Origin of the sequence: Halomonas sp. ND22Bw (assembly GCF_003011945.1) — a bacterium.
Taxonomy (GTDB): Bacteria; Pseudomonadota; Gammaproteobacteria; order Pseudomonadales; family Halomonadaceae; genus Halomonas; species Halomonas halophila.
Window position 1 is genome coordinate 1 of record NZ_PXWD01000650.1, and the last position, 280, is coordinate 280.

At 66.1% G+C, this 280-nt stretch carries 1 pseudogene; it reads right to left on the reverse strand.

The annotated features are described in order from the left end of the window. Positions 1 to 67 precede the first annotated feature (67 nt). A pseudogene (locus tag CVH10_RS19755) lies at positions 68 to 280 on the reverse strand (prepilin peptidase); the annotation flags it as partial.

Below are 280 nucleotides of genomic sequence, written 5' to 3' on the forward strand. Positions count from 1 at the left end.
GGGCCGATACGCCCGAGGCCATTCTGGACACGGCGGCCATCATCATCGTCAAGCTGACGACGGGACGTTAGAGTCCCAACGGCCCGTACAGCCAGGTCAGCCAGATCCCGACGGCGAGGAAAACGCCGAACGGCAGCTTTTCCGATCCGCTGACGCTGCGCCGGACCACCAGAATGCCGAAAACCAGGCTAAGCCCGACGGCGCAGGCCCAAAGCAGCACGCTGGGCAGGCCCATCCAGCCGACCCAGGCCCCAGCTCCAGCGAACAGGAAAGGGTCGCC